The organism is Sellimonas sp., from assembly GCF_047234585.1.
GTDB classification, from domain to species: Bacteria; Bacillota; Clostridia; order Lachnospirales; family Lachnospiraceae; genus Sellimonas; species Sellimonas caecigallum.
This window is the reverse complement of sequence record NZ_JBKSWG010000004.1, coordinates 39,432-61,499: the sequence shown is the minus strand read 5'-3', so window position 1 is coordinate 61,499 and position 22,068 is coordinate 39,432. Positions and strand designations below refer to the sequence as shown.

At 45.4% G+C, this 22,068-nt stretch carries 21 protein-coding genes; all 21 read left to right on the top strand.

The features are described from left to right. Positions 1-47: 47 nt before the first annotated feature. Positions 48-1,589, top strand: a complete 1,542-nt coding sequence (locus ACLROL_RS02465; RefSeq protein WP_087211229.1) for a YifB family Mg chelatase-like AAA ATPase — start codon at positions 48-50, stop codon at positions 1,587-1,589. Continuing rightward, complete coding sequence (gene dprA / locus ACLROL_RS02460) at positions 1,582-2,700, top strand: DNA-processing protein DprA (RefSeq protein WP_287448685.1); 1,119 nt, start codon at positions 1,582-1,584, stop codon at positions 2,698-2,700. Before ACLROL_RS02465 ends, dprA begins: the two co-directional genes overlap by 8 nt. Positions 2,701-2,729: 29 nt before the next feature. After that, the gene (gene topA, locus ACLROL_RS02455) at positions 2,730-4,805 is read left to right on the top strand and encodes a type I DNA topoisomerase (RefSeq protein ID WP_087199609.1); all 2,076 of its coding nucleotides are present in this window, start codon (positions 2,730-2,732) and stop codon (positions 4,803-4,805) included. 119 nt (positions 4,806-4,924) lie between these two features. Then, positions 4,925-5,707 (top strand): GTP-sensing pleiotropic transcriptional regulator CodY, encoded by a 783-nt coding sequence (gene codY / locus ACLROL_RS02450; protein WP_087199611.1) that lies wholly within the window; start codon positions 4,925-4,927, stop codon positions 5,705-5,707. A gap of 76 nt (positions 5,708-5,783) precedes the next feature. Beyond that, positions 5,784-6,080 (top strand): hypothetical protein, encoded by a 297-nt coding sequence (locus ACLROL_RS02445; protein WP_087199613.1) that lies wholly within the window; start codon positions 5,784-5,786, stop codon positions 6,078-6,080. Positions 6,081-6,240: 160 nt separating this feature from the next. Next, positions 6,241-6,525 (top strand): co-chaperone GroES, encoded by a 285-nt coding sequence (gene groES, locus ACLROL_RS02440; RefSeq protein WP_087199615.1) that lies wholly within the window; start codon positions 6,241-6,243, stop codon positions 6,523-6,525. A gap of 65 nt (positions 6,526-6,590) precedes the next feature. Next, positions 6,591-8,210, top strand: a complete 1,620-nt coding sequence (gene groL / locus ACLROL_RS02435) for a chaperonin GroEL (protein ID WP_087199617.1) — start codon at positions 6,591-6,593, stop codon at positions 8,208-8,210. 117 nt (positions 8,211-8,327) lie between these two features. Further along, entirely contained in the window at positions 8,328-8,816 is a 489-nt protein-coding gene (locus tag ACLROL_RS02430) for a DUF6106 family protein (RefSeq protein ID WP_087199619.1), read from the top strand. 95 nt (positions 8,817-8,911) lie between these two features. Then, positions 8,912-10,366: an IMP dehydrogenase gene (gene guaB, locus ACLROL_RS02425; RefSeq protein WP_087199621.1), complete on the top strand. Its 1,455-nt coding sequence runs from the start codon at positions 8,912-8,914 to the stop codon at positions 10,364-10,366. A 216-nt stretch (positions 10,367-10,582) separates the two neighbouring features. Next, a complete protein-coding gene (locus tag ACLROL_RS02420) occupies positions 10,583-11,254 on the top strand; it encodes a peptidoglycan recognition family protein (RefSeq protein WP_087199750.1) in 672 nt (223 codons plus the stop codon). A gap of 44 nt (positions 11,255-11,298) precedes the next feature. Beyond that, positions 11,299-12,276: a carbohydrate kinase family protein gene (locus ACLROL_RS02415; RefSeq protein ID WP_087199624.1), complete on the top strand. Its 978-nt coding sequence runs from the start codon at positions 11,299-11,301 to the stop codon at positions 12,274-12,276. Then, positions 12,270-12,770, top strand: coding sequence for a YqeG family HAD IIIA-type phosphatase (locus ACLROL_RS02410; protein WP_087199626.1), 501 nt, complete (start codon positions 12,270-12,272; stop codon positions 12,768-12,770). Before ACLROL_RS02415 ends, ACLROL_RS02410 begins: the two co-directional genes overlap by 7 nt. A 15-nt stretch (positions 12,771-12,785) precedes the next feature. Continuing rightward, positions 12,786-13,541: a type I 3-dehydroquinate dehydratase gene (gene aroD / locus ACLROL_RS02405; protein ID WP_288722577.1), complete on the top strand. Its 756-nt coding sequence runs from the start codon at positions 12,786-12,788 to the stop codon at positions 13,539-13,541. Positions 13,542-13,693: 152 nt separating this feature from the next. Beyond that, positions 13,694-14,251 carry an elongation factor P gene (gene efp / locus ACLROL_RS02400; protein ID WP_087199630.1) on the top strand — a complete coding sequence of 186 codons (558 nt, stop codon included), beginning with the start codon at positions 13,694-13,696 and terminating at the stop codon, positions 14,249-14,251. A gap of 178 nt (positions 14,252-14,429) precedes the next feature. Continuing rightward, entirely contained in the window at positions 14,430-15,347 is a 918-nt protein-coding gene (locus ACLROL_RS02395) for a DUF5688 family protein (RefSeq protein ID WP_413067276.1), read from the top strand. A 48-nt stretch (positions 15,348-15,395) separates the two neighbouring features. After that, positions 15,396-16,151, top strand: coding sequence for an FAD binding domain-containing protein (locus ACLROL_RS02390; protein WP_087199633.1), 756 nt, complete (start codon positions 15,396-15,398; stop codon positions 16,149-16,151). Next, positions 16,152-16,619, top strand: coding sequence for a (2Fe-2S)-binding protein (locus tag ACLROL_RS02385; RefSeq protein WP_221919101.1), 468 nt, complete (start codon positions 16,152-16,154; stop codon positions 16,617-16,619). Between the two features lie 4 nt (positions 16,620-16,623). Continuing rightward, a complete protein-coding gene (locus ACLROL_RS02380) occupies positions 16,624-18,903 on the top strand; it encodes a xanthine dehydrogenase family protein molybdopterin-binding subunit (protein ID WP_413067275.1) in 2,280 nt (759 codons plus the stop codon). Then, positions 18,900-20,261 (top strand): selenium-dependent molybdenum cofactor biosynthesis protein YqeB, encoded by a 1,362-nt coding sequence (gene yqeB, locus ACLROL_RS02375; RefSeq protein WP_413067274.1) that lies wholly within the window; start codon positions 18,900-18,902, stop codon positions 20,259-20,261. Before ACLROL_RS02380 ends, yqeB begins: the two co-directional genes overlap by 4 nt. Then, complete coding sequence (yqeC, locus tag ACLROL_RS02370) at positions 20,246-20,968, top strand: selenium cofactor biosynthesis protein YqeC (RefSeq protein WP_413067273.1); 723 nt, start codon at positions 20,246-20,248, stop codon at positions 20,966-20,968. Before yqeB ends, yqeC begins: the two co-directional genes overlap by 16 nt. Beyond that, positions 20,958-21,986, top strand: a complete 1,029-nt coding sequence (locus tag ACLROL_RS02365; RefSeq protein WP_413067272.1) for an XdhC family protein — start codon at positions 20,958-20,960, stop codon at positions 21,984-21,986. The genes yqeC and ACLROL_RS02365 overlap by 11 nt, the downstream gene beginning before the upstream one ends. The last annotated feature ends 82 nt before the right edge of the window (positions 21,987-22,068 follow it).

The following is a 22,068-nucleotide window of genomic DNA, read 5'->3' as shown; positions in this document are numbered from 1 at the left end:
TACGGATATTTCGTCCGTATCATTTCATGTGGATCAGAAAAGAAAATATGGGTTTTGCAATGGTAAAGTCTGCCGTCATTGACGGTCTGAATGTGTGTGAGGTTCGCGTGGAGGCGGATACAAGCAATGGTCTTCCGCTGTTTCATATGGTAGGATACCTTTCTTCGGAAGTAAAGGAAGCAGGGGAACGTGTAAGGACAGCGATCCGACATACGGGGATTAAAATGCAGCCTCAGAAAATGGTAGTAAATCTGTCCCCGGCGGATATCAGGAAAAGAGGAGCGTCTTTTGACCTGCCCATCGCGGTGGCCCTCGCTGTTTCGGCGGGAATTTTTGCAGACACGAGGACGGAGGATGCTTTGTTCATAGGAGAACTTGGATTGAATGCTTCCGTGCGGAAAGTAAACGGAATTCTTCCTATTGTTGCGGAAGCGCGGAAAAAGGGATATCGGCTCTGCATTGTTCCAAAGGAGAACGAGGCGGAAGGGGGAATGGTAGAGGGGATCAAAGTCTGCGGTGTCTCTACGCTTGGAGAAGTGTGGGATTACCTGAATTCCGGAAAACTTTCATCTGGATCGAGAAGAAATAGGAACATAAACGTAAGAGAAGATCATGAAAAAGATTTTTCTGAAATGTGTGGGCAAAGAGCGGTAAAAAGAGCTGCTGAGATTGCGGCTTCCGGAGGACACAATATTCTTTATATCGGGGCACCCGGATCAGGAAAAACGATGGCTGCACAGAGAATGGCGACGATACTGCCGAGGCTAACAGAAGAAGAAATGCTGGAGACAACAGGGGTGTATAGTGTGGCCGGTTTGCTCCGGGAGGAGTGTCCTATGATTACCATCCCGCCATTTCGGGAAGTCCACCATACGATCACGAGGGCGGCACTTGTGGGAGGCGGACTCTACCCGGTACCTGGGGAAATCAGCCTTGCCAACAGAGGTGTGCTTTTTCTGGACGAACTGACGGAATTTCAGAAGCCTGTTCTGGAGGCACTCAGGGAACCATTGGAGACAAAAGAAGTCCACATCGTAAGAAAGAGAAGAAATTATATTTTCCCGGCCAATGTGATTCTGACAGCGGCTATGAACCCGTGTCCCTGCGGCTATTATCCGGACTATGAGAAATGCAGCTGTACGCCAGGAGAGATACATCGATATCTTGGACGTGTCAGCCAGCCGCTGCTTGACCGTATCGATATCTGCATGGAGGCCCCGCGCGTGACCTTTCAGGAGCTGAATTCCCAAGAAAAGGAGGAGACATCGGCGCAGATCCGTGAGCGCGTCATACAGACGAGAAACATACAGAATATGCGCTATAAGGGCACAAAGATTACCACAAACGCAGAGATTCCGTCCGGCAAAATCAAGCAGTTCTGTGAGCTGGAGAGAAAAGAAAGGGGACTGCTTGAAAAGGCATTTGAACGTATGGGACTGACGGCGAGAAGCTGTCACAAAATCCTGAAAGTAGCAAGGACTATCGCAGATATGGAAATGAGTGAACGGATCAAAAGCGAGCATTTGGCAGAGGCCATCAGCTACCGCTATATAAACAGCAAACTTTGGGGAGGGGTTCGTGATGTGTAGAGAAAATGAGTTTTACGAATACTGGTTAGCATGTGTTAAAGGAATTACATCTTCCCAGAAGAGAAAACTGAGGGAGATGTTTGGGACAGAGAAAGAGCTGTTTTATATAGAAGAAACAGGATACAAGTCCTGCATGCTACTGACGGAGAAAGAGTGTGAGAACTTGCGGGAAAATCAAAGAAAGGGAGTGATGGATGCAAGAAAGAGGGAGTGGGAAAAAGCGAGAAAAAATGGGATGCGCATCGTGACTTACTTTTCTGCGGAGTACCCCGAAAGACTAAGACAAATTCCAGATCCTCCGTACGCGTTGTTTGGAATGGGGCCGGACTGTTTTCGGTTTCCAAAAGGCACAGCGGCCATTGTAGGAGCCAGGAGCGCAAGTCCATACGGTCTCAAAATGGCTTATGAATTCGGGAAAAACTTGTCTGCATCCGGCATATATATAATCAGTGGAATGGCCCGGGGTGTGGACGGAGAAGGAATCCGTGGGGCACTGGACGGATCCTGCACCGCTGTCGCTGTACTTGGATGCGGAGCGGACGTATGTTATCCAAGAGAGAACCGTGGCCTTTACGAAGCACTTAAGAAAACCGGGGGAATCCTGTCGGAGTACCCGCCGGGGACACCTCCTCTGGCATGGAATTTTCCTCCTAGAAACCGAATTATCAGCGGGCTGTCGGACATAGTTCTCGTCATGGAAGCGAAAGAACGCAGCGGTTCTCTGATCACAGCCGATTTTGCTCTGGAGCAGGGAAAAGACGTGTACGCGCTTCCAGGCCCGGTCACAAGTGTGCTGAGCAAAGGATGCAACCGACTGATCAGGCAGGGAGCCGGCATCCTTCTTTCCCCGGAAGAACTGCTTTTGGATCTCCCGTATGAAATGCAGAAAAAAGTATTTCAAAATGTGAAAAATTCCGAAGAAAATGAAATAAAGCTTGAAAGTCCGGAAAAATTGTTGTATAGTTTGCTTTGTTTGTATCCCAAGAGCCTTTCTGAGCTGGAGGAAGAAAGTGGATTTTCGAGAGGAAAAACCATGGAAATACTGCTTCAGATGGAACTGGCAGGGTGGGTGCAGGAAATTTCGAAGAATTATTATATCCGATTGAAGTAATATTTGAAGTTGGATGGAGGAATAAGATTATGGCACGTTATCTGGTAATCGTGGAATCCCCTGCAAAAGTGAAGACGATCAAGAAATTCCTTGGCAGCAGCTACGTTGTCATGGCATCTCAGGGGCATGTACGTGATTTCCCGAAAAGTCAGCTTGGTATTGATGTAGAACATGATTTTGAGCCAAAGTACATCACGATCCGCGGAAAAGGAGAGATTCTTGCGGAACTCAGAAAAGAAGTAAAAAAAGCAGATAAGATCTATTTGGCAACTGACCCCGACCGGGAGGGTGAAGCGATCTCCTGGCATTTGACAAAGGCGCTGAAACTCGAAGGGAAAAAAGTATACCGGATCAGCTTCAATGAGATCACAAAAAAAGCAGTCAAAGAGTCCATTAAAAATGCCAGGGAGATCGACATGAATCTGGTTGATGCCCAGCAGGCGAGAAGAGCCCTTGACAGAGTGATCGGCTACAAGATCAGTCCGCTTCTCTGGAAAAAAGTAAAAAGGGGATTGAGTGCAGGAAGGGTGCAGTCCGTGGCGCTTCGTATCATTGCAGACCGGGAGGAGGAGATCGATGCATTTATCCCGGAAGAATACTGGTCTTTGGATGTGCTTTTGAAAGTAAAGGGAGAAAGAAAACCCCTGACAGCCAAATTTTATGGTACGGAAAAAGAGAAGATGACGATTCGATCCGAAGAGGAAAAAAATCAGATTATCAGTGAACTGGAAAATGAGACTTTCCAGGTGGCCGAAGTGAAAAAAGGAGAGAGAAGCCAGAAAGCTCCGGTTCCGTTTACAACAAGTACCCTTCAGCAGGAAGCATCCAAAGTTCTGAATTTTGCGACTCAGAAGACGATGCGGATTGCGCAGCAGCTATATGAAGGGGTGGATATCAAAGGACAGGGAACAATTGGTATCATTACCTACCTGCGTACCGACTCTACCCGTATTTCCGATGAGGCCATGGAAGCGGCCAAGATGTATATCGAGGAGGTTTACGGACCGGAATTCGTGGAGGATACGGAGAAAAAAAAGGACGGAGGGAAAAATGTGCAGGATGCGCACGAGGCGATCCGCCCGACGGATATCGCAAGGACGCCGGCCATGGTAAAAGAATCCCTCACAAGAGACCAGTTCAGGCTGTATCAGCTGATCTGGAAGCGGTTTACTGCCAGCAGGATGAAGCCTGCCAAATATGAGACGACATCCGTGAAGATCGATGCCGGAAAATACCGGTTTACTGTGGCTGCTTCTAAAATCCTTTTTGAAGGTTTTCGCCAGGTATATGTGCAGGCCGACGAGGAAAAGACACAGAGCAATGTGCTGCTGAACGGTCTTACCAAAGAATCAGAGCTTACCAAAGAGTCTTTTGACAGCCGGCAGCATTTTACGCAGCCTCCGGCTCACTATACTGAGGCGTCTCTTGTGAAGGCCCTGGAAGAGTTGGGCATTGGCCGGCCGAGTACGTATGCTCCGACGATCTCCACGATCATTGCCAGACGTTATGTAGCCAAAGAAAATAAGAATCTCTACCTCACGGAGCTTGGAGAGGTCGTCAACAATATGATGCGGAAGTCATTCGAGAGTATTGTGGATGTGAATTTTACCGCCAACATGGAGGGGTTGCTTGACAAGGTGGCGGAAGGAAAAGTACAGTGGAAGACCGTCATAAGCAACTTCTACCCGGATCTGGAAGAAGCCGTGGAAGTCGCAGAGAAAGAGCTGGAAGAAGTAAAGATCGAAGATGAAGTAACAGATGTGATCTGCGAAGAGTGCGGGCGGAATATGGTTGTTAAATACGGACCTCACGGAAAATTCCTGGCATGTCCTGGCTTTCCGGAATGCAGAAATACGAAGCCGTACCTGGAAAAAGCAGGTGTCAGCTGTCCGAAATGCGGTAAAGAGATTGTTATCCGGAAAACGAAAAAAGGAAGAAGATATTACGGGTGTGAGGACAATCCAGAATGTGATTTTATGTCCTGGCAGAAGCCTTCCGATAAGAAATGTCCGAAATGCGGAGGTTATATGCTGGAAAAAGGGAACAAGATTGTTTGCGCTGATGAGACGTGTGGATATGTAGAAAATAAAAACAAAGAAAAATAGCATGTAAGTTATTGAAAATGTGAGAATTGTATGATAATATTAGAATATCAGTTGAGTATTCTATACTTTTGTTCGTGCAATTCGAGGCAGTGCAAAAAATCTTTGGATGGAGGAAGGCTATGAGTGTACAGTTATTGGATAAGACAAGAAAAATCAACAAGCTGCTTCACAACAATAATTCCAGCAAAGTTGTTTTCAATGATATCTGTGAAGTGCTTACAGAAATTCTCGACTCCAATATTCTTGTCGTAAGCAAAAAGGGCAAGGTACTTGGTGTGAGTAAAAGGGATGAGGTCAGACCGCTGACAGAACTGATAAAAGGCGAAGTAGGCGGACATATCGATGCGATGCTGAATGAACGGCTGCTGAGTATTTTATCTACAAAAGAAAATGTGAATCTTCAGACGCTTGGATTTTCTCCGGAGGTATCGAAAGGGTATCAGGCTATTGTTTCTCCGATCGAAATCGCAGGCGAACGGCTTGGAACGCTCTTCATTTACAAGCAGGATGAGGAGTATGAGATTGACGATATCATTCTCAGTGAATATGGTACAACGGTTGTCGGCTTGGAAATGCTTCGATCAGTGAATGAGGAGAGCGCGGAGGAGACAAGAAAAGAACAGATCGTACAGTCTGCTATCAGTACACTTTCGTTCTCAGAACTGGAGGCGATCATCCATATCTTTGAAGAGCTGGACGGCATGGAGGGCATTCTTGTTGCAAGTAAGATTGCAGATCGTGTGGGAATCACAAGATCGGTAATCGTAAATGCACTAAGGAAATTTGAGAGTGCAGGAGTTATCGAATCCAGATCATCGGGTATGAAGGGAACATACATTAAAGTTGTGAACGATTATGTATTTACGGAGCTGGAAAAGATAAAAAAAGAAAAACAGAAATAGCGCATGAAAACAGGTGTGCGTGTACAAAAAGGGAGCGTCAGATTTCTGAGGCTCCCTTTTGAGGAAGGAGAAGAATATGTACGAAAACGGTGCGGCGGTGCTTCAGATGAAGAAAGTATTTTTAAAATCAGAAAAGCAGGACAGAAAAAAATATATGACACGGATACGGACTTATGACAGTAAGTCCGAAGAGATGTCGTTGTATGTTGGAAAAGGAGAAGTGCAGTCCTTCTCACTGGATGCGGTATATGAGTGTATTTTTGAGGCAGAAGAAGGCAGGTACGGCTGTGAAGGGGTAATCACAAGAAGGTATCACGATCAGGACGGCGAACAGATCGTGCTGCGGATCCAGAATGGACTCTATGTAGTGTAGTGCAGACATGTGGGCCTATTTTCAAAATATAAACTAAATATAAAGAATAAGAAAGATTGTTGACAAATAAAATGTACAGTGCTATTTTATTACTAGAGTGTTTTAGCACTCTAGTACAACGAGTGCTGATAAATGGATAGACAATGAAGGAGGAACAATCATGAAATTAGTACCATTAAGCGACAGAGTTGTTTTAAAACAGATGGAAGCAGAAGAGACAACCAAATCCGGGATCGTTCTGCCGGGACAGAATAAGGAAAAACCGCAGCAGGCAGAAGTTGTTGCAGTTGGACCGGGCGGTCTGGTAGACGGCAAGGAAGTGGAAATGAAAGTTTCTGTTGGAGATAAAGTAATCTATTCAAAATACGCGGGGACAGAAGTGGAATTAGACGATGTGGAATATATCATTGTAAGACAGAGTGATATTCTTGCCATCATCGAATAGGAAATGATATACAAACAAGGTTAAAATATGTATCATTAAAATAGATTTAAATGGAGGGATTTGAAATGGCAAAAGAAATTAAATACGGAGCAGAGGCCAGAGCAGCACTGGAAGCTGGTGTAAATAAACTTGCTGATACAGTTCGGGTTACATTAGGACCAAAAGGAAGAAATGTCGTGCTTGACAAATCATTTGGAGCACCGCTTATCACAAATGATGGTGTTACGATCGCAAAAGAAATCGAACTGGAAGATGCATTTGAAAACATGGGAGCACAGCTGATTCGCGAAGTTGCTTCCAAGACAAATGATGTGGCTGGAGACGGTACGACGACAGCAACTGTGCTGGCGCAGGCTATGGTTCATGAAGGAATGAGAAATCTTGCAGCAGGAGCCAACCCGATCGTCCTCAGAAAAGGAATGAAGAAAGCTACGGACATGGCAGTAGAAGAGATTGCCAAGATGAGCAGCAAAGTGAAAGACAAAGCTCAGATCGCAAGAGTTGCAGCAGTATCTTCCAGCGATGACGAAGTAGGAAACATGGTAGCTGACGCGATGGAAAAAGTGTCAAATGACGGTGTCATCACAATCGAAGAATCAAAGACAATGAAGACAGAGCTGGATCTTGTAGAAGGTATGCAGTTCGACCGTGGATATATTTCTGCATACATGGCTACAGATATGGATAAAATGGAAGCAAATTTGGAAGATCCGTATATCCTGATTACAGATAAAAAGATTTCTAATATCCAGGAACTTCTTCCGCTTCTGGAACAAGTTGTACAGGCAGGTGCCCGTCTCCTTATCATTGCAGAAGACGTAGAAGGAGAAGCACTGACTACATTGATCGTAAACAAGCTGCGCGGCACATTCAATGTCGTTGCTGTGAAGGCACCGGGATATGGCGACAGAAGAAAAGAAATGCTCCGCGATATTGCGATCCTTACAGGCGGCCAGGTTATTTCTGAGGAACTGGGACTGGATCTTAAAGAAACAACACTTGATCAGCTTGGACGTGCAAAATCTGTAAAAGTACAGAAAGAGAACACAACGATCGTCGATGGTATGGGAGAAAAAGCAGATATCGAGGCACGTGTTGCCCAGATTAAAGCTCAGATCGAAGAAACGACATCTGACTTCGACAGAGAAAAACTTCAGGAAAGACTTGCAAAACTGGCAGGCGGTGTGGCAGTGATCCGTGTAGGTGCAGCTACAGAAACAGAGATGAAAGAAGCAAAACTCCGTATGGAGGATGCACTGGCAGCAACGAGAGCGGCAGTGGAAGAAGGAATCATCGCAGGAGGCGGTTCTGCATATGTTCACGCTACAAAAGCACTGGAAAAACTCGTTGCAAGCCTGGAAGGCGATGAAAAGACAGGGGCATCCATTATACTGAAAGCTCTCGAAGCTCCGCTCTTCAGGATTGCTGCAAATGCAGGACTGGAAGGTTCTGTCATCATCAATAAAGTAAGAGAATCTGAACCGGGAATTGGTTTCGATGCATACAAAGAAGAATATGTAGATATGGTAGAAGCTGGCATCCTCGACCCGGCAAAAGTAACAAGAAGTGCACTTCAGAATGCAACAAGCGTAGCATCTACACTTTTGACGACAGAGTCTGTTGTAGCGAACATCAAAGAAGATGCACCAGCTATGCCGGCCAACCCGGGTATGGGAATGATGTAATCCTTTTGAAATCCTAAATAATCATGAAATTTTTGAAAACTCCTCTTAAGAGGAGTTTTCTTTTTTATATAGAATGTGGTATACTGTTTACGAATAAAAAAAGTGGAGGAAAAGAGTATGAGTGACTACTATACAGAACAGTTGGTAAAGAAAAAAACAAGCGGGAAGGACATTATGATCAAATCGCTCCTTGTGGCAGTCACAGTAATGTCGTTTCTGATCGTACCTTTGATGCCGTTTCTGCTGATCGTTCCGGTGCTGCTGATTGTCCTTGATTACTTCATGTTCCGGAGACTGGATCTGGAGTATGAGTATCTGTATGTCAACGGGGATCTGGATATCGACAAAATCATGGGAAAACAGAAGAGAAAAAGAATTTTCTCCATGAACATCTCAGAATTGGAACTGCTTGCACCGATGGGGGCAGGGGAGCTCAATCAGTATCGCAATGCCAAAGTGCTCGATTTTAGTTCTCAGATGCCAAATGCCAGATGTTACGTGATGGTCATTGCCAAAAACGGACAGCAGACAAAAGTGATATTTGAGCCGGAACAGGTCATTCTCGAGGGAATGAGGATGCTGGCACCTAGAAAAGTTATTCTCTAGTATTTCATAAAAATATTGACATGACATCAATTTTTTTGTATCATAAGTTTCAAACTAAAAAGGAACAGTCAGAGAAAGAGAGGAATTAAGAAGTCATGGGTAAAATTATTGGAGAAGGCATTACATTTGACGATGTACTTTTAGTACCTGCGTATTCGGAAGTGATTCCGAATCAGGTCGATTTGACAACGTACTTGACAAAGAAGATCAAGCTGAATATTCCGATGATGAGTGCTGGTATGGATACCGTTACAGAGCACAGAATGGCGATTGCAATGGCACGTCAGGGTGGGATTGGTATCATCCACAAAAATATGTCCATCGAAGCGCAGGCGGAAGAAGTAGACAAGGTAAAGCGCTCTGAAAATGGGGTTATCACAGATCCGTTTTATCTTTCTCCGGAGAATACGCTGGAAGATGCAAATGAGCTGATGGGAAAATTCCGTATTTCAGGGGTACCGATTACAGAGAATGGGAAACTTGTCGGGATCATCACAAACCGGGATTTGAAATTTGAGACAGATTTTACAAAGAAAATAAAAGAATCCATGACTTCGGAAGGGTTGATCACTGCCCCGGAAGGAATCACGCTGGAAGAAGCAAAGAACATTCTTGCAAAGGCAAGAAAAGAAAAGCTTCCGATCGTAGATAAAGATTTTAACCTCAAGGGGCTTATCACGATCAAAGATATCGAAAAACAGATCAAATATCCGCTTTCTGCAAAGGACGAGCAGGGACGTCTGCTCTGTGGTGCAGCAGTAGGGATCACAGCGAATTGCCTGGAAAGAGTAGAAGCGCTTGTCAATGCAAAAGTGGATGTTGTTGTCCTTGATTCAGCACATGGACATTCTGCAAACGTGATTCGCTCAGTAAAGATGATCAAGGAAAAGTTCCCGGATCTTCAGGTTATCGCCGGAAATGTTGCGACAGGAGAAGCAACGCGTGCCCTGATCGAGGCAGGAGTGGATGCAGTCAAAGTGGGAATTGGACCGGGATCCATCTGTACAACACGTGTCGTTGCCGGTATCGGTGTTCCTCAGGTAACAGCCGTTATGAACTGCTACGAAGTGGCAAAAGAGTACGGTATTCCGATTATCGCCGACGGAGGTATCAAATACTCTGGGGATATGACGAAAGCTATCGCTGCAGGTGCGAATGTATGCATGATGGGAAGCATCTTTGCAGGATGTGATGAAAGCCCGGGAACATTCGAACTGTATCAGGGAAGAAAATACAAAGTTTACCGCGGAATGGGATCCATTGCAGCTATGGAAAACGGAAGCAAAGACCGCTATTTCCAGGCAGATGCAAAGAAACTTGTTCCGGAAGGTGTAGAAGGCCGCGTGGCATATAAAGGAACTGTGGAAGACACGGTATTCCAGCTCATGGGTGGTCTGAGAGCCGGAATGGGATATTGTGGAACCCCTACAGTGGAAGAGTTGAAGCAGAACGGACGTTTTGTAAAGATCACAGCAGCTTCACTGAAAGAAAGCCACCCACACGATATTCATATCACAAAAGAAGCGCCGAACTACAGCGTGGACGAATAAGATTTTTATCGGGCAGTTCCGTAAGGAGCTGCCCGTTTTGCATTTGATAAGAGCGCTGTAAGCAGGATAGATACTGCTGGCAGGCGCTTTTTTGCATAGCCTCCCGTGACGGTAAAAATTAAGAAAAAAGACAGAATTTTTCCACATTATTTTAAAACAAAATTTGCATGTCCAGCTATAATAGAAGATGTCATCAAAGAAGAAGGGGAGGAAACAATGAGAAACAAAAGAAGAACATACAGGAGAAAAGCGGCAAAAAGGAGAAATCCTGTAAGGATAGGACTTATATTTCTCGTGGCGCTTACGGTTTTACTTGGAGGTATGAAGTTGGTTCATACGGGATTTTTTTCCAATGCATATATAGAAGTGGAAGGAATCGATGCACACAGACCACAGATGGAAGTGGATCTGATCACGCCGAATTCTTACTCCAGACCACAGACAAAAACAGAACGGATAAAAAATATTGTGATTCACTACACTGCAAATCCTGGATCGACGGCACAGCAGAACAGGGATTACTTTGACGGATTGAAGGATACGCATCTCACAAAGGCAAGCAGCCATTTTGTGGTAGGGCTTGATGGGGAGATCGTACAGTGTATTCCTACATGGGAGGTTGCGTATGCTTCTAATGACCGAAATAAGGATACCGTATCTATTGAGTGCTGCCATTTGGACGGAACAGGAAAATTCAACGATGCAACCTATCAGTCTCTTGTTCATTTATCAGCCTGGCTCTGCATGAAATTTGATTTATCAGAAGAAGACCTCATCCGACATTATGATGTCACAGGGAAAATCTGTCCGAAATATTTTGTGGATTATCCGGAGAGGTGGGACGAGTTTTGCTCCGATGTAGGAAAAGTTCTTGAAAATATGAAGTAAAATCTGTATGATAAAAAGTAGAAAACAAGATGGAGGAATCATCAATGGAAAAACAATACGATGTAATTGCCATGGGCGAACTTTTGATCGATTTCACGATGAATGGAAAAAGCGGACAAGGAAACGGATTGTTTGAGGCGTGCCCGGGCGGTGCGCCGTGCAACGTATTGGCAATGCTTGGAAAACTTGGAAAGAAGACTGCATTTATCGGAAAAGTAGGAAAAGATCAGTTTGGAGAACTTTTGAAACATACACTGAAGGATGCAGGAATCAATACGGACTGCTTGTATATGGACGCAGATGTGCATACAACATTGGCGTTTGTACATACATTTGAAAACGGAGATCGAGATTTCTCCTTTTATCGAAATCCGGGAGCGGATATGATGCTTACGGAGGAAGAGATTGACCCGGAATTCCTGAAAAAAGGAAAGATCTTTCATTTCGGAACTCTTTCCATGACAGATGAAGGAGTGAGAAAAGCTACAAAGAAAGCACTGCGGATCGCGAAGGAAGCAGGGATGCTGATTTCATTTGACCCGAATCTTCGTCCGCCGCTTTGGACATCTCTGGATGATGCAAAAGAGCAGATGAAATACGGATTCGGGTATTGCGATATTTTGAAAATTTCAGACAACGAAATCCAATTTATATCCGGAAAAGAAGACTACGATGAGGGGATCCATTGGCTTTATGAGACATACCGCATACCACTGATCCTTCTTACCATGGGAAAAGACGGAAGTCGTGCTTACTACAAAGGCCGTAAGGTAGAGAAGCCTGGATTTGTCTGCAAACCGGTCGAAACAACAGGCGCAGGAGACACATTCTGCGGCAGTGCGCTGAATTTTATCGTAGAGCACGGGATGGATGACCTTACCGATGAAGATCTTGGAAGGATGCTGACCTTTGCCAATGCAGCAGCGTCCATCATTACGACGCGGAAGGGAGCGATCCGCTCTATGCCGGAGCAAGAGGAAGTGGAAGCACTTGTGAAAAAAGCGGAGGAAAAAGTATGTTAAAAACATTTTTTCCGGATGAGTACATCGCATCTACTTACATCATTCCATTCGAAGCGCTGTACAGCGAGGGATACAGAGGAATTATATTTGATATCGACAACACATTGGTTCCTCACGGTGCTCCTGCAGATGAGAGAGCAAAAAAATTGTTTAAAAGATTAAAAGACATGGGATTTGACTGCTGTCTGCTTTCTAATAATCAGGAGCCGCGCGTAAAAATGTTCAATAAAGAAATCGGGGTGCATTATATTTTCAATGCACACAAACCATCGGTCAAGAATTATGAAAAGGCCATGGAACTCATGGGAACGGACAAGTCCTCCACACTTTTTGTCGGAGATCAGCTCTTTACCGACGTGTGGGGGGCGAAAAGGGCAGGAATCCGCAATATCCTTGTCAGACCCATACATCCGAAAGAAGAGATCCAGATTGTGCTGAAGCGGTATCTGGAAAAAATTGTTTTGCACTTTTATAAAAAAGAGCAGAAAAAATAAGATAAGGAGCAGACGGTGAGGACAGTAAAGATTAGAAATACAGTGATTGGGGAAGGAATCCCGAAAATCTGTGTGCCGGTTATGGGAGGAAACAAAGAGGACATCTTGGAATCGGCCAGAAGAGCGGCTGAAGAAAGGGTAGATCTGGCAGAATGGAGGGCAGACTTTTTTGAAGGCATTTCCGAAACAAATGCGGTGGAAGAAGTGCTGAGAGAACTGAGAAAAATCCTTGGATCCATTCCGTTGCTTTTTACCTTCCGGACAAAAGAAGAAGGCGGCAGCGCAGAACTTGAGACGGATGCTTATATCCGACTCAATCTGGATGTTATTCGGACACGGCAGGCAGATCTCGTGGATATTGAACTTTTCAAAGGCGAAAACCAGGTGGATCTGCTTTGCAAAGAGTGTTTGACACATGGTACAAAACTTCTTATGTCAAACCATGATTTTGAAAAGACACCGGAAAAGGACGAAATCGTGAAACGGCTCACAAAAATGCAGAATCTTGGGGCGGATATTGCAAAAATTGCGGTAATGCCAAAGAAAAAAGAAGATGTAAAAAAACTTCTGGATGCCACGTGGGAGATGCAGATCTTTCACGATGAGACACCGGTCGTTACGATGTCTATGGGAGATATGGGCGTCATAAGCCGGGTTTGCGGAGAGTTTTATGGCTCTTCCGTCACGTTTGGATGTATTGGACAAGCTTCTGCACCTGGGCAGCTGGAGGTTGGAATATTGCGTCAAATGCTGCATCGTTTTGCCGGCTAAAGGTGCACAAAGAGAGAAAATTTGGAAGATTCTGAAGAAAAATAGTAACTTACAGTTGAAAAACTGACAGGAATCATATAAAATAATAACTAATGAAAAGATTAAGAAAATAAGAAAGAATGCACTTTGTATTCGTTTAAGGAGGATTTAACATGATTTCAGCAGGCGAATTTAGAAACGGTTTAACCGTTGAAATCGAAGGAACAGTATACCAGATTTTGGAGTTCCAGCATGTGAAACCAGGTAAAGGTGCAGCGTTTGTGAGAACAAAACTGAAAAACGTTATGAATGGAGGAGTTGTTGAAAAGACATTTCGTCCGACAGAAAAATTCCCGAAAGCTCATATAGAGAGAAAGTCCATGCAGTATCTGTATTCAGATGGAGATCTGTACCACTTTATGGATGGAGAGACATTCGATCAGATCGCGCTGAATGAAGAGACGATCGGCGATGCACTGAAATTTGTAAAAGAAAACGAAGAGGTAAAGATCTGTTCTTACCAGGGAGAAGTGTTCGCAGTAGAACCACCGTTATTTGCAGAACTTGCGGTAACAGAAACAGAGCCAGGCGTAAAAGGAGATACAGCTACAGGAGCTACCAAGCCGGCTACAGTTGAGACAGGTGCTACAGTTATGGTTCCGCTGTTTGTAAACGAAGGAGACGTACTGAAGATCGATACACGTACTGGAGAATATTTATCAAGAGTATAAGAAAAGTCAAAAGCCCCGTTTTTCGGGGCTTTTTCTATGCATGGAGCTTACTCACTTTGTCCTTGAAAAATGGAAAGAGAAGCAGTATAATAAATCCATACCAAATCAAATTCAAATCTGAAAAGTTCTCTGCGGAGAAATACCGCATCCCATTCCGACAGGCCGGAAGGAGCCTTTGATGGAATATCAGTCATTTTTAGCGGAAGTAAAAGAGAGTATAAAAAAGAAACTGTATGGAAAAGTTGATGTACAGGATTTTCACGCAGTCAAAAGTAATGGGGAAATGAGGAGAGGATTTTTATTTCAAAGTTATAATGGAAATATCTCGCCAGTTATTTATATGGAAGATTATTTCCGAAGGTACAATGAAGGAGAAGAGATCGAAGAAATCATCGAGGAGTTGGAGATATTTTATGATCATGTCAAGAAGGTGCCGGATCCGGTCATGGAGGCGGAGAAGCTTTCGGACTTCAGGGAAATGAAGAACCGAATAGTTTTTCGCCTTGTAAACAGAGAGCGGAACACGGATCTTTTGAGGGAAGTACCAAGTTATTCCTTTCAGGATCTTGCAGTGATTTTCTATGTGCTGTTTGACGCGCGCAAGTATCATGCCATCTCCATGCTTATTACACGGGAACATCTGAAAAAATGGGGAATCCAGGAAGAGGATATATGGCAGTATGCAAAGGTCAACACGCCAAGGCTTCTACCGCCGGAAATCAAAGATATCCACGAGATGCTGAAAGAATTTCTGACACCTCAGGAAGTAAAAAAGGATGAGCGTTTCCGGGGAAATTTGTTTGTATTGACAAATATACAGAGAAATTATGGGGCATCTGTAGTGATCTATCCGGGTGTTCTTGAGAAGATTTCCGATATCTGGAAAGAAAGTTTTTATATTTTGCCAAGCAGTGTGCATGAGATGATTCTTGTGCCGGAGAGTAAAAGCCCTTCTGCCGGTGCTCTGAAAGAGGCAGTATACAGCATCAATCGGACAGATGTAGCAAAGGAAGAATGGTTGTCGGATAGAGTATATTATTTTCAGAGAGAGAAAAAAGAAGTTTTTGATATAGATATTATGCAAAATCTATGTTAAAATAAAATGAACTATGGGTAATTTCTTATGTACAGGAGGAGAAGCATTTTGATAACAGTAAGGAACTATGTGAAACCGGCCACGGTGGAAGAAGCGTATGAGCTGAATCAAAAGCGTGCAAACCGTGTGATCGGCGGAATGATGTGGGTTCGGATGAGCAAAGGAAATGTCGGTACATTGATCGACCTGTCCGGGCTTGGCATGGACAAGATCGTGGAAGAAGAGGAGCAATTCCGGATTGGCTGTATGTGTACTCTGCGTCAGTTGGAACAGCATGAAGGGCTGAATTCTGCTTTTGCAGGGGTATTTAAAGAATGTACAAGACATATTGTGGGAGTACAGTTCCGAAATGGAGCTACGGTCGGAGGAAGTGTCTTTGGCAGATTCGGTTTTTCAGACATCCTTACAGCGCTTCTTGCCCTGGACACAAGTGTAAAATTATATAAAAGGGGAATTGTTCCTCTGGCGGAATTTGTCGAAATGGAACGGGATCGCGACATCCTGGAAGAGATCATTGTCCGTAAGGATAAAAGACGTGCAGTTTATTTTTCTGAGAGAATGAGCAGCACAGATTTCCCGATTCTTGCATGTGCAGTGTCAGAAAAAGACAGGGTATACCGGGTTTCCATAGGCGCCAGACCAATGAGGGCTTCCTGCATCGAAGGAACGGAAGAAGAGATGAAAGATGCATATCGACGCTTTTCTTATGGCAGCAACATGAGAGGAAGCAGCGAGTACAGGGAGCATCTGGCAGAAGTGCTGATCAGACGCGCCATAAATGCTTTGAAAGAGAGGGATGCATAGATGGAATTACGTTTTGAGCTGAATGGAAAACCGGTTACGGCAGAGATCGAGGCCGGGGAACTTTTATTTGATGTTCTCAGAAGACTTGGATGCTACAGCGTGAAGTGCGGATGCGAGACGACGAACTGCGGGCTTTGTACAGTGTGGGTAGACGGAAAACCAATGCTTTCCTGTTCCGTTCCTGCGGCACGTATGGAAAACCATGCGGTCACAACGATGGAAGGACTTCAGGAAGAGGCGGCGAGGTTTGGAGCATTTCTGGCAAAAGAAGGGGCAGAACAGTGTGGATTTTGTTCCCCGGGATTTATTATGAACGTCCTTGCCATGGAAAAGGAACTCTGCCGCGATGGACGGATCCCTGAAAAGGAAGAGATTCGGGAGTATCTGGCCGGAAATCTGTGCAGATGTACCGGATATGTTGGACAAATGCGTGCAGTTGAAAAGTATCTGAGAGAAAGTAGAGGATAAGGGCATGAAAAAAGTAAGCCAGGCAATACCGAAAGTAGATTCACAGGCATTGGTAACAGGGAAAGCGGTGTATACGGATGATATTGCACCAAAGGACTGTCTTATCGTAAAAATACTGAGAAGTCCGCACGCACATGCGATGATCAAAAGTATCGATACATCCAGGGCGATGAAGGTGCCGGGCGTTGTTTGTATACTGACATACGAAGATTGTCCAGATCAGCGCTTTACGATGGCAGGGCAAACATATCCGGAGCCAAGTCCATATGACAGGCTGATTCTTGATCGGAGGGTGCGCTTTGTCGGAGACGCGGCTGCCATTGTGGCTGCTGAGACAAAGGAAGCAGCGGAAAAAGCACTCAGAATGATCAAAGTGGATTACGAAGTGCTGACACCGCTTCTGGATTTCAGAAAGGCAAAAGACAATGAGATCCTTGTCCATCCGGAGGACAATTGGAGAAGCCTCTGTCCAGTGGGCGCAGATAACAAGAGGAATCTGTGCGCCAGCGGGAAGGAAGAGGACGGAGATGTAGATGCCGTGCTGGCAGAATGCGACTATGTGGTGGAGGAGACGTATCACACGAAAGCCAACCAGCAGGCTATGATGGAAACATTCCGTACATATACATACATGGATGTTTATGGACGGTTGAACGTCGTATCTTCGACTCAGGTTACGTTCCATGTCAGAAGGATCCTCTCCAACGCTCTTGGTATACCGAAATCTAAGATTCGGGTAGTCAAACCAAGGATCGGCGGAGGATTCGGAGCGAAACAGTCAAGTGTGTCGGAAGTGTATCCTGCCCTCGTGACGCTTAAGACAGGACGTCCTGCAAAGATCATTTTCACAAGGGAAGAATCCCAGACAGCATCCTCTCCTCGGCATGAGATGGAGATCAAAGTCCGAGTCGGCGCGGACAAAGACGGCATTATCCGGGCTATCGATGTATATACACTGTCAAATACTGGCGCTTTCGGAGAACATGGACCGACAACCGTAGGGCTTTCCGGGCACAAGTCCATTCCGCTCTACGGAAAGACAGATGCTTTCCGTTTTGTCTACGACGTTGTTTACACGAACGTGATGTCCGCAGGAGCTTACCGTGGTTATGGTGCCACTCAGGGGATTTTTGCGGTGGAATCAGCAGTCAATGAACTGGCTTTAGAGATGCATATGGATCCGGTGGCGCTGCGGGAAAAAAATATGGTCAAAGAAGGGCAGGTAATGCCGGCCTATTACGGCGAGACAGCCAACAGCTGTGCGCTTGACCGCTGTATGGAACATGCGAAACAGTTATTTGGATGGGATGAAAAATATCCGTCCAGAGATATGGGGAACGGGAAAGTCAGAGGAGTCGGCGTAGCTATGGCAATGCAGGGGTCTGGTATTTCCAACGTGGATACCGCTTCTGTGGCTATGAAAGTTAATGATGATGGATTTTACAGTTTGATGATAGGGGCATCCGACATGGGAACCGGATGTGACACCATTCTTGCACAGATGGCAGCAGACTGCATGGAATGTGAGATGGAAGATATCATTGTGTCCGGTGTTGACACGGATAGCTCCCCATATGATACAGGATCTTACGCTTCCAGCACGACGTATGTGACGGGAATGGCAGTTATAAAGACATGCGAAAAGCTCAAAGAGAAAATTCGGATGAAAGGCGCAGAGTATCTGGGACACAATGTTGACGAAGTAGAGTTTGATGGAAAGAAAGTCTGGTGTCCGGAAGATGGAAGCGAGATTTCTCTGAAAGATATCGGAAACCAGGTTATGTGCAGGAATGAAGAGGCTCTTTTTGCATCTGAAGCACATTTTTCTCCGATTTCTCCTCCGCCGTTTATGGTTGGGATGGCCGAAGTGGAAGTCGACAAAGAAACAGGCGCAGTGACGCCGATCGATTACGTGGCAGTTGTAGACTGCGGAACGGTTGTCAACCCAAGTCTCGCAAGAGTACAGACAGAAGGCGGTCTTGTGCAAGGAATCGGCATGGCGCTTTACGAAGATGTTGTATATAATGAAAAAGGAAAAAATTTCAGCAATTCCTTTATGCAGTACAAAATACCGACAAGAATGGATACCGGAGACATCCGGGTGGAATTCGAAAGCAGCTACGAGCCGACTGGACCGTTTGGAGCCAAGTCCATAGGAGAGATCGTGATCAATACTCCGTCTCCGGCTATCGCAGCGGCAGTAGAAAATGCTGTAGGCGTCCGTATCCGGGAGCTTCCTATTACGGCGGAAAAAGTTTACAGGGAAATGAAGAAACAGTCATGAAAGTACATTTGATCATTCTGGCGGCGGGCAGAAGCCTGCGCTATGGTAAGAAAGACAAGCTGTCTGAGCAGGTGGGCGGGAGGAAACTCCTTCCCAGCCTGCTTTTTAAAATGGAGCAGATGAAAAAAGAATGGATGGGGTATCAGATACTTGTTTGTGGGGAAAATACAGAGAAAGCAGACTATACCGGGATAAGGGTTGTCAATGAAAATCCGGAAAAGGGAATTTCTTATTCTGTTTTTCTGGCACTTCATACACTGTGCGGACTTCCGGAATGGAAACCGCAGGATGCCGTGTGTTTTTGTACGGCAGATCAGCCGTTTTTGAAAAGAAGGACTGTAGAAAACATGGTAGAAGGATTCCTTGAAAGTAAAAAGGGAATCGGCTGTCTGTTTTTCAAGGACCCGAAAAATCCCTGTGTGTTCGGGGGAAAATATGTTCCGGAATTATTGTCTCTAACAGGGGATACAGGAGGAAAGAAGGTGCTTCGCAGCCATATGGAGGATGTCTACTTCTATCCGGCAGAAAAGGAGGAAATCTGGGATATGGACGAGGAAAGGACGATTGTGATTCGCGGTGCAGGAGACCTGGCAAGTGGTGTTGGCTATGTACTCTATCAGGCGGGATACAGGATCTTGATGCTGGATGTGGAAAGGCCGGCCTGTATCCGAAGACAGGTGGCGTTCTGCCAGGCGATATACGAGGGAGTGTGTACGGTACAGGGTGTCACAGGACGGCTTGCTGCGGCAGAGGAAGAAGTAAAAAAAATCTGGTCAGACAAGGAAATTCCGGTGCTGATTGATCCAGAATGCACTTGTCTTGAATGGGTTCGTCCAATGGTAGTGATCGATGCCATTTTGGCAAAGAAAAATATTGGGACAAAACGAGATATGGCGCCGCTTACTATCGGCCTTGGACCAGGATTTACAGCAGGAAATGATGTGGATCTTGTGGTAGAAACGATGCGGGGAGATACGCTTGCCCATGTCTATGAAGAAGGGCGGGCTCTTGCCAATACCGGCGTTCCGGGGCTTATCGAGGGATACGGGAAGGAAAGGGTTATACATGCGCCTGCATCCGGAACGATCCGGTATTTTTATCGGGTAGGGGATCCTGTTCATAAAGGGGAAGTGATTGCCAAGGTTGGAAATACAGAGATCACGGCACCGATTTCCGGATATCTGAGGGGTGCGATCCACGAAAACTATCCGGTTGTCAAGGGACTCAAGATTATGGATATAGAACCCCGTATGGACGATAGGGAACGCTGTTTTAGGATATCGGATAAAGCTGAAAAGCTTGGAAAAGCTATTTGGAAAGCTATTACAAACTGGGAGGAACGATGCTGCGGGAACTAAATATCCTGGATGCGCAAAGTATCGCGTTTACCGGGGCAGGAGGAAAGACGACAGCAGTTTACACATGTGTGGAAGAGTTCCTGAAAGAAGGGATTCCGGCGCTGGCTGTCACAACGACAAAAATGAGAAAACCAAACAGGCATTTTATTCCATGGAATGAAGAAACAGATCTGGATAAGATTGTCCATATGATTCTCAAGGAGAGAAAGAGTCCAAAGCCAAGACTCTGGACATTGGGGGTGGATCTTCAAAATGGAAAAATTTCTGAAGCGCCGGAAGAAGTGTTCGGTTATATGAGAAAACAGGGGATCCGTCTCTGCGTGGAGGCAGACGGATCTGCAGGGAAATGGATCAAAGTACCGAGGGAATACGAGCCGGCAGTTCCAAGCTGGATCGATGTACAGATCGGGATTTTGAATGGACGTGCCATAGGGCGTACCTTTCTTGAAGCAGCGCACCGCCCGGAAGAATGTGCTGCATGGTTTCTGAAAGATCCGGATGAAAAAATTACGGCAGAGGATCTTGCGAAATTATATTTGCATCCTGAAGGCATCCTGAAAGGGCAGACCAAAAGGAAACGGGCAGTGCTGAGTGGGATGCGTCCGGGAGAGGGAATAACTTTTATGAGAAAATTTCCTAAGATGAAAGAAAAGATGAGAAAAAGCGGCTTGCCGTTTTATATATGGGAGTATGCTTATGCTGAATAGAGAAATATTGCAAAAAATAAAAGGACTGTATGAAAAAGACGGAGGGTGGATTGTAAGCATAATGGAAGCGGAAGGGACATGTCGGAAGACAGTGTTGGAAACAGACGAACAGCTTCCGAGTAAAAAATGGGAGATATGGAAAGAAGAGGCAGAAAGAAACGGGACAGCTCTTTGCAGGGGGGACGTCGGGAGCGAAGTATTTCTGGAGGCAGCAGAAAAGAAAGACCGGGTTGTCATCTGCGGTGCAGGATATGTTGGATATGCCCTTGCGCGGCTGTGCGTTCTTACCGGGATTCGGACCATCGTCATAGAGGATAGAGATTATTTTGCTGAAAAGGCCAGGGAAGCGGGAGCAGATCTCGTTATCTGCCGGCCTTTTGAAGAGGCAATCCGTGACCTGCCGGAAGAAAAAAATACTGCTTTTGTTGTCGTGACAAGAGGACATGCTTACGATCAGAGATGTCTGACTGCCATCGCAGGGAAAAAAGCATACTATGTTGGAATGATGGGGAGTCGGACAAGAGCGGCCATGATGGGAAAAGAACTGGAAAACCAGGGAGTGGAGGCAGAGTGGATCAGGAATCTGCATGCACCTATCGGTCTTGAAATTGGCGCTCAGACCCCGGAAGAAATCGCTGTTTCTGTTCTTGCAGAAATTTTATCTGAACGGACACGGCTTGGATGCGGACGGAAAGAAGGACATGAAGTATTTGACCGGGCATGCCAAAAGCTGGAAAAGAAAGAAAAGTTTATTCTGGCCACCATTTTGGAAAGAAAGGGTTCAGCCCCGCGTAAAGAAGGGACGCATTTTATCGTGTCAGAGTCAGAGAACACATTCGGAACCATCGGCGGAGGAAAGCTGGAAGCGGATGTGAAAGAAGCGGCCCAAAATATGCTCAAAAGCGGGAAAGAAACAGAAATCCTTCATGCAGATCTGAATAATAAAGACGCTGCGGAAGAAGGACTTGTATGTGGAGGAAGAGTAAAGGTTCTCCTGGAAGCGGGAGTTTTTGAGTAGAATAACAGAAAAAAGAAAGCCATACATTTACGTGTGCCTGCAAAAGAAGCAGGCAGCACGACCTGTGTGGCAATGGAAATGA